8 protein-coding genes and 1 pseudogene are annotated in these 8,293 nt (G+C 64.0%); all 9 read right to left on the bottom strand.

What is annotated here, in order from left to right:
* Window positions 1-542, bottom strand: a 542-nt coding sequence (locus tag P3W97_RS01360) for an NADH-quinone oxidoreductase subunit J (protein WP_300843172.1), incomplete at its 3' end; no start/stop codon positions are given.
* Window positions 543-566: 24 nt separating this feature from the next.
* The gene (nuoI, locus tag P3W97_RS01355; RefSeq protein WP_300843171.1) at window positions 567-1,076 is read right to left on the bottom strand and encodes an NADH-quinone oxidoreductase subunit NuoI; all 510 of its coding nucleotides are present in this window, start codon (window positions 1,074-1,076) and stop codon (window positions 567-569) included.
* Window positions 1,077-1,090: 14 nt separating this feature from the next.
* Window positions 1,091-2,173 (bottom strand): NADH-quinone oxidoreductase subunit NuoH, encoded by a 1,083-nt coding sequence (gene nuoH / locus P3W97_RS01350; protein ID WP_300843170.1) that lies wholly within the window; start codon window positions 2,171-2,173, stop codon window positions 1,091-1,093.
* Window positions 2,170-4,317, bottom strand: a complete 2,148-nt coding sequence (gene nuoG, locus P3W97_RS01345; protein WP_300843169.1) for an NADH-quinone oxidoreductase subunit NuoG — start codon at window positions 4,315-4,317, stop codon at window positions 2,170-2,172. Before nuoG ends, nuoH begins: the two co-directional genes overlap by 4 nt.
* 13 nt (window positions 4,318-4,330) lie before the next feature.
* Window positions 4,331-5,683 carry an NADH-quinone oxidoreductase subunit NuoF gene (nuoF, locus tag P3W97_RS01340; protein ID WP_300843168.1) on the bottom strand — a complete coding sequence of 451 codons (1,353 nt, stop codon included), beginning with the start codon at window positions 5,681-5,683 and terminating at the stop codon, window positions 4,331-4,333.
* A complete protein-coding gene (gene nuoE / locus P3W97_RS01335) occupies window positions 5,680-6,177 on the bottom strand; it encodes an NADH-quinone oxidoreductase subunit NuoE (RefSeq protein WP_300843174.1) in 498 nt (165 codons plus the stop codon). Before nuoE ends, nuoF begins: the two co-directional genes overlap by 4 nt.
* A gap of 29 nt (window positions 6,178-6,206) precedes the next feature.
* Entirely contained in the window at window positions 6,207-7,460 is a 1,254-nt protein-coding gene (locus P3W97_RS01330) for an NADH-quinone oxidoreductase subunit D (RefSeq protein WP_300843167.1), read from the bottom strand.
* Between the two features lie 30 nt (window positions 7,461-7,490).
* A complete protein-coding gene (locus P3W97_RS01325; RefSeq protein WP_300843173.1) occupies window positions 7,491-8,129 on the bottom strand; it encodes an NADH-quinone oxidoreductase subunit C in 639 nt (212 codons plus the stop codon).
* Window positions 8,130-8,177: 48 nt separating this feature from the next.
* Window positions 8,178-8,293 (bottom strand): annotated as a pseudogene (locus P3W97_RS01320) (NADH-quinone oxidoreductase subunit B); the annotation flags it as partial.

Genomic DNA, 8,293 nt, shown 5'->3' with positions numbered 1-8,293 from the left:
CCCGGATCGACGGTCTTGGTGTCCTTGCGCCCGCGCAGCGTCAGGGCGATGGCGGCAATCATCGCCACCAGCAGGATGACCGCCGCCGCCTGAATCGGATACAGATAGTCGCTGTAGAGCAAGCGACCCAACTCATAGGTATTGCGGTGATCCGCGTCATGCATGGCCCCGGTGACGGATGGGCTGGCCGTGGCGGTCGGGAAGCCGGCCCACAGCACCGCGATCAGCTCGACGCTGACCAGACCCCCGAGTATCAAGGCCAGGGGCAGATGCTTCCAGAAGCCGGCGCGCATGGCATCGATGTTGATGTCGAGCATCATCACGACGAACAGGAATAACACCATCACCGCGCCAAGGTAGACGAGCACCAACGCGATGCCGAGGAATTCGGCCTTGAGCATCAGCCACAACGCCGCAGCCTGCGAGAAGGCCAGCATCAGATACAGCACAGCGTGCACCGGATTGCGCGCCGTGATGACGCGCCATCCGGAAAACAGCAGCACTGCCGAGAAAAAATAGAAAAATCCGGAGACGAAGTCCATGATGTGCTCGTGCGGTGGCGGTGATCAGCGGTATTTCGCATCGGCCGCCTTGGCCGCCGCGATCTCTTTCTCGTAGCGATCGCCGATGGCCAGCAGCATGTCTTTCGTGAAATAGAGATCACCGCGTTTTTCGCCGTGGTACTCGAAGATATGCGTCTCGACGATCGCATCGACCGGGCAGGCCTCCTCGCAAAAACCGCAGAAGATGCACTTGGTCAGGTCGATGTCATAACGCGTCGTGCGGCGGGTGCCATCCTCGCGCTGGGCCGATTCGATGGTGATGGCCATCGCAGGACAGACCGCCTCGCATAGCTTGCACGCAATACAGCGCTCTTCCCCATTTTCGTAGCGGCGCTGCGCGTGCAGGCCGCGAAAGCGCGGCGACAGCGGGGTTTTTTCCTCGGGGAACTGCACCGTGACCTTGCGACGCAGGGCGTAGCGACCGGTCAAGGCCATGCCTTTGAACAGCTCGACGAGCAAAAAGCTCTTGAAGAAATCTTTCAGCGAAAACGGGGCGACGGCGGTGGCGAACATGGAGCAACCCTCCTTCACTTCCAGGGATTCCACGACGTCTGCATCACGGCGCCCACCAACAGCAGCCAGATCAGCGTCACCGGGATGAAGATCTTCCAGCCCAGACGCATGATCTGGTCATAGCGGAAGCGCGGGAACGTGGCCCGGATCCAGATGAACATGGACACCACGACGGTGGTCTTCAGGCCCAGCCAGACCCAGCCCGGGATGGCGTTGAACACGGCGCTGTCGATGGGCGGCAGCCAGCCCCCGAGGAACATCAGCACCGCCAAAATCGACACCAGCCACATGCTGGCGTACTCGGCCAAGAAGAAGATTGCAAAACCCATGCCCGAGTACTCGACCATGTGACCCGCGACGATCTCCGCCTCGCCCTCGACAACGTCGAAGGGGTGGCGGTTGGTCTCGGCCACCGCCGAGATCAGGTACACCATGAAAATAGGCAACAGCGGTAACCAGTTCCACGACAGGAAATTCAGCCCCATGTCGGCCGCCACGCCGCGCGCCTGCGAGGCCACGATCTCCGACAGATTCAGGCTGCCCGCGGTCATCACGACGACGAGGAAGCAAAAGCCGATCGCGATCTCGTAGCTGACCATCTGCGCCGAAGCGCGCAGCGCACCCAGGAAGGCGTACTTTGAATTGGACGCCCAACCGGCGATGATGACCCCATAGACCTCAATGGACGTGATCGCCAGAATCACCAGCAGGCCGGCATTGACATTGGCGAGAATCACGTCGGGCCCAAACGGAACGGCCACCCATGCCGCCAGCGCCGGCATGATGGCCATGATCGGCCCCAAGCGGAACAATCCGCCGTTGGCCGCCGTGGGGCGGATCAATTCTTTGGTCAACAGCTTGAGCGCATCGGCGATGGGTTGCAGCAAGCCGAAAGGCCCGACACGGTTGGGGCCGAGTCGCACCTGCATGAAGCCAAGCAGCCGCCGCTCCCACCAGGTCAAATAGGCCACCAGCAGCATCAAGGGAGCTAGCAGCACGACGATCTTGAGCAGAATCCAGATCACCGGCCAGCCGGCTTGAGTCCACCAGGCTGCCGAGCTCAGCTGCATCCCTCCTTGGTAGATCGCATCGATCATGCGCACACTCCTTCAGCGGCAGCCCGGGCCGCCCGGCCATCGGCCGTCGCCTGCAGCGCGGGCGCGCGCCGCACCAGCGCATCCAACTGGTAGATGGCCGCTACGCAGGGCTCTCCTTGGGCCGGCGATAGGTCGATGCGGGGAACCGAGATGCGGTTGTTCAGCCGCTCGGCCGACACGAATTCGCCGTGGGCCACGCCGGGCAGCGCCTGCGCCAACACCTCTTGCGAGGTGGTCTGCTCGAAGCCAGGCAGCCCGAGCAGATTGCCTAGCACGCGCAGCACCTTCCACGCCGGGCGGGTTTCACCCTGCGGCTTGACCACTGCCTGGAAGCTCTGCAGCCGCCCCTCGGCATTGACAAACGAGCCAGAGGTCTCCGTGAACGGAGCGACTGGCAGCAGCACATCGCTGATGTCGAGGTTGGTCTGAAACGGACTGAGCGTCACGACGAGCTCGGCTGTGGCCAATGCCGCACCATCGCCGGCAGTGTCGGCGCCTGGCTCCACGCCCAGCAGCACAGCCGCCTTGAGCGCGCCGCCCAGCATGCGCCGTGCATCCAGCCCGCCTTCGCCCGGCAATGCACCGACGAGCTGGGCCCCCACGGTGTTGGCAGCTTCGGTCAGATATCCCCAGCGGGCGCCGGTGTGCTCCGCGATCCACTGCGCCAAGGCCAGCAGCGATGCGGCGCGGGCGTGGTGCGCCGCGGCATTGCCCAACAGAACCGCCTGGCGCTCGCCGCTGATCAGCGACTGTGCGACGGCGCGAGCGGCATCGTGGACGACGACGCCTTCCGCTCCCGCAGGGAGGGCAACGCCTTTGGCTTCGGCCACGGCAGCAGCGACGCCGGCCAAGGCCGACACCCAGTCGGCGGCCGGCGCGGTCAGCACGCGGTGCAACGGCATCGCCCAATCGATGGTCCCCGCCACGAGCGCCGACACCTGGGCGCCTTTGCGCGCCGCCTGCCGAATGCGCTGCGCAAACAGCGGATGGTCCTTGCGCAGGTTGGAGCCGACCACGAATACCCGATCCAGCGTGGACAGATCGGCAATCGGCAGGCCCAGCCAGCGGGCCTGCCCGGCCGGGGCGGCGTGGTCGAACGCGGCCGCGCGCAGCCGGTGGTCCAGATTGGGGCTACCCAAGCCGGCCATCAGGGCGCGCGCCAAGGCCAGCTCCTCGACCGTCGCATGGGGGCTGGCCAGCAGGCCGATCGCGCCCGCGCCATGCCGCTCGCGCACGCCTTTGAGGCCGTTGGCCACATATTCCAGCGCAGCGGACCAATCCACCGTGCGCCATTCGCCACCCTGTTTGATCATGGGCTGCGTCAGGCGGTCAGGGCTGTTGAGCGCCTCGTAGCTGAAGCGGTCACGGTCGGCAATCCAACACTCGTTGACGGCTTCGTTTTCCAGCGGGACGACGCGCAACACACGGTCGCCTTTGACCTGAACGATGAGATTGGCCCCGGTCGAGTCGTGCGGGCTGATGCTCTTGCGCCGCGACAGCTCCCAGGTGCGTGCGGCATAGCGGAACGGCTTGCTGGTCAGCGCGCCCACCGGGCACAGGTCGATCATGTTGCCGGAGAGCTCGGAGTCCACCGTCTGGCCGACGAACGTCTCGATCTCGGAGTGCTCGCCGCGGTGGCTCATGCCCAGTTCCATGACGCCGGCAATCTCTTGCCCGAAGCGCACACAGCGGGTGCAGTGGATACAGCGGCTCATCTCCTCCATCGAGATCAGCGGCCCAACGTTCTTGTGCAAGACGATGCGCTTTTCTTCCTCGTAGCGCGAATGCGTGCCGCCATAGCCCACCGCCAGATCCTGCAACTGGCACTCGCCACCCTGGTCGCAGATCGGGCAGTCCAGTGGATGGTTGATGAGCAAAAACTCCATCACCGCCTTCTGCGCCTTGATGGCCTTGTCGCTGCGGGTGCGCACGACCATGCCCATCGTCACTGGCGTGGCGCAGGCGGGCATGGGCTTAGGCGCCTTTTCCACATCGACCAAGCACATGCGGCAGTTGGCCGCGATGGACAGCTTCTTGTGATAGCAGAAGTGCGGCACATAGACACCCGCCTTTTCGGCGGCATGCATGATCATGCTGCCGGGCGGAACCTCCACCTTCTTGCCGTCGAGTTCGATTTCAACCATGGGGGCGCTCACTTCAGACGTAGGCCGGGACCATGCAGGTCTTGTGTTCGACGTGATAGACGAATTCGTCGCGGAAATGTTTGATCATCCCGCGCACCGGCATCGCCGCTGCGTCGCCCAGCGCACAGATCGTGCGGCCCATGATGTTTTCGGCCACGTTGTCGAGCAGGTCGAGATCGCTGGGACGACCCTGACCGTTTTCGATGCGATCGACCACCCGCCACAGCCAGCCCGTGCCCTCGCGGCATGGGGTGCACTGGCCACACGACTCGTGCATGTAGAAATAGCTCAAGCGCTGCAGCGACTTGACCATGCAGCGCGTGTCGTCCATCACGATGACCGCGCCCGACCCCAGCATGGAGCCCGCTTTGGCAATGGAGTCGTAATCCATCGTGCAGTCCATCATGATCGAAGCGGGCAGCACAGGCGCCGAGGACCCCCCGGGGATCACCGCTTTGAGCTGACGCCCCGCGCGCACGCCGCCCGCCAGCTCCAGCAGTTTGGCAAACGGTGTGCCCAGCGGGATTTCGTAATTGCCCGGCCGCTCGACGTCGCCGCTAACCGAAAAGATCTTGGTGCCGCCGTTGTTTGGCTTGCCAACCTCCAGGTAGGCCTGACCGCCGTGGCGGATGATCCACGGCACCGCGGCGAAGGTCTCGGTGTTGTTGATGGTGGTCGGCTTGCCATACAAGCCGAAACTGGCTGGAAACGGCGGCTTGAAGCGCGGTTGACCTTTCTTGCCCTCCAGTGACTCCAGCAGCGCAGTTTCCTCACCGCAGATGTAAGCACCCCAGCCGTGGTGGGCGAAGAGCTGAAAGCTGAAATCGCTGCCGAGGATGTGGTCCCCGAGATATCCCGCAGCGCGCGCTTCCTCCAAAGCGGCCTCGAAGCGTTCGTAGGCCTGAAAAATCTCGCCGTGGATATAGTTGTAGCCGACCGAGACACCCATGGCGTACGCCGCGATCGCCATGCCCTCGATGACGATGTGCGGGTTGTACATGAGGATGTCGCGGTCCTTGCAGGTACCAGGCTCGCCTTCGTCCGAATTGCACACGAGGTATTTCTGGCCCGGAAACTGGCGCGGCATGAAGCTCCATTTGAGGCCGGTGGGAAAGCCCGCGCCTCCACGCCCGCGCAGCGCGCTGGCCTTGACCTCGGCGATCACCTGATCGGGCGTCAGGCCCTCGCCACCGTCTTTGCCCAGGACGCGACGCAGCGCCTGGTAGCCGCCGCGCGCTTCGTAGTCCTTCAGGCGCCAGTTGGTGCCGTCCAGGCCCGCATAGATCTGCGGTTGGATGTGGCGGCCGTGGAAACAGGTCTGTACCCCGGTCGCTTGAAACAGCTGCAGGAGCTGTCGGACGTTCATGCCTGGCCCTCCGTCACCGTGGCGCGCAGACCATCGATCAGTTGGTCGAGCCGCTCGGTCGTCATGAAGCTACACATATGGCGGTCGTTGACCAGCATCACCGGCGCATCGGCACAGGCCCCCAAACACTCACACGGCTGCAGGGTGAAGGTACCGTCGCCGGTGGTCTCGCCGGGGCGGATACCCAGCTTGTCGGCCAGATACTGCAGGGCCTTGGCGCCGCCGCGCAACTGGCACGGCAGGTTGGTGCAGACGTTGAGTTTGAAGCGCCCAACCGGCTGCTGGTTGTACATGTTGTAGAAGGTCGTGACCTCGTGCACGGCGATCGGCGCCATACCCAAGTAGTCGGCCACGGCCCGCTCGGCGGCCGGGCTGACCCAGCCTTGCTCCTGCTGCACGATGGCCAGACACGCCATCACCGCCGACTGGCGCTGATCGGCGGGGTATTTGGCGACCTCGCGCGCAAACCGGGCCCGTGTGGCCTCGGACAGCACCATCGGATCGACAGTATGGGGTTCGGTGCTCATCGGTCGATCTCTCCAAACACGATGTCTAAGGTGCCGATGATGGCCACGGCGTCGGCCAACATGTGGCCGCGCGCCATCTCGTCCAGGCAGGACAGGTGAGCAAAGCCGGGCGCACGGATTTTCAAGCGGTACGGCTTGTTGGCGCCGTCGCTGATCAGGTAAATGCCAAACTCGCCCTTGGGATGCTCGACCGCCGCATAGGCCTCGCCTTGCGGGACATGAAAGCCCTCGGTGAAGAGCTTGAAGTGGTGGATCAGCTCCTCCATATTGGACTTCATGGCTTCGCGCTTGGGCGGTGCAACCTTGGTGTTGTCGGTGATGACCGGCCCGGGGTTAACACGCAACCAGTCCACGCACTGCTTGATGATGCGGTTGGATTGGCGCATCTCTTCCATCCGCACCAGGTAGCGGTCGTAGGTGTCGCCCGTCTTTCCCACGGGGATGTCGAAGTCGAGCCGGTCGTACACCTCATACGGCTGCTTCTTGCGCAGATCCCAGGCGATGCCAGAGCCGCGCAGCATGGGGCCGGTCATGCCCATGGCGAGCGCTTTTTCGGGCGGCACCACGCCGATGCCGACGGTGCGTTGCTTCCAGATACGGTTGTCGGTCAACAGCGTGTGATACTCCTCCAGATACTTGGGGAAGCGCTGCGTGAAATCGTCGATGAAGTCCAGCAGCGAGCCCTGGCGGTTTCGGTTGAGTTCCTCCAGCTCCCGCGCATTACGGATCTTGCTAACCTTGTACTGCGGCATCGAATCCGGCAGATCGCGGTAGACCCCGCCCGGGCGGAAATAGGCCGCGTGCATGCGCGCGCCGGACACCGCCTCGTACATGTCGAACAGATCTTCGCGCTCGCGGAAGCAGTACAGCAGGATGGTGGAGCTGCCGCAGTCGTTGCCATGCGAGCCCAGCCACATCAGGTGGTTGAGCAGCCGGGTGATCTCCGAGAACATCACGCGGATGTACTGCGCGCGGATCGGCACCTCGATGCCCAACAGCTTTTCGATCGCCAGGCAATAGGCGTGCTCGTTGCACATCATCGAAACGTAGTCCAGCCGGTCCATGTACGGCAAGGACTGGATGAACGTCTTGTGCTCGGCCAGCTTTTCGGTGGCGCGGTGAAGCAGGCCGATGTGCGGGTCGGCACGCTGCACGACCTCGCCGTCGAGCTCCAACACCAGCCGCAGCACACCGTGCGCAGCCGGGTGCTGCGGACCGAAATTCAGGGTGTAATTCTTGATGTCAGCCATGACGGATCTACCCTCGGGACGCGCGGCCCGTCAGTGCAGCCCCCCGTAAGCCTCTTCGCGGATGATGCGTGGGGTAATCTCGCGCGGTTCGATCGTGACCGGCTCATAGATAACGCGCCGACGCTCGGGGTCGTAGCGCATCTCCACGTGACCCGACAGGGGGAAGTCCTTGCGGAACGGGTGGCCGATGAAACCGTAGTCGGTGAGGATGCGACGCAAATCCGCGTGCCCCTCGAAGACGATGCCAAACAGGTCGAAGGCCTCCCGTTCATACCAGTTGGCCGACGGCCAGACCGATGTCACGGAGTCGACACGCGGAAAATCATCATCGGGGCAGAAGGTGCGCACCCGCACGCGCTGGTTCAAGCTGACCGACAGCAGGTGGGACACCACGGCAAAGCGCGGCCCCTCCCAGGCTCCGTCGCGGTAGGTCGAGTAGTCCACGCCGCACAGGTCGATCAACTGCTCGAAACGGCAACCCGGGGCGTCGCGCAGGATGCGCATCGCATCGAGGTACTGCGACGCCGAGACCACCACCGTCACCTCGCCGCGGGACAGGGTCACGCTCTGGGCCCGCTCGCCCAGGGCGGCAGCCACGGCATCGTGCACCGCCTCGTCCGAAGGGCGGAGGGATTGGTCAGCGAGCGCCGCCCAGTCGGCGGCTTGCATCGTCGGGGTCATCGATAGGCTCCTCGGGCACCGCGCGGGGTCGTCCTGTCAGACACGGGCAATGGTGTTGGTTCGGCGAATCTTGTGCTGCAACTGGATGATTCCGTACAGCAGCGCCTCGGCCGTCGGGGGACAGCCCGGCACATACACATCCACCGGCACGA

Source organism: Tepidimonas sp. (assembly GCF_029335975.1).
Classification (GTDB): Bacteria; Pseudomonadota; Gammaproteobacteria; order Burkholderiales; family Burkholderiaceae_C; genus Tepidimonas.
This window is presented reverse-complemented; position numbering and strand designations above follow the sequence as displayed.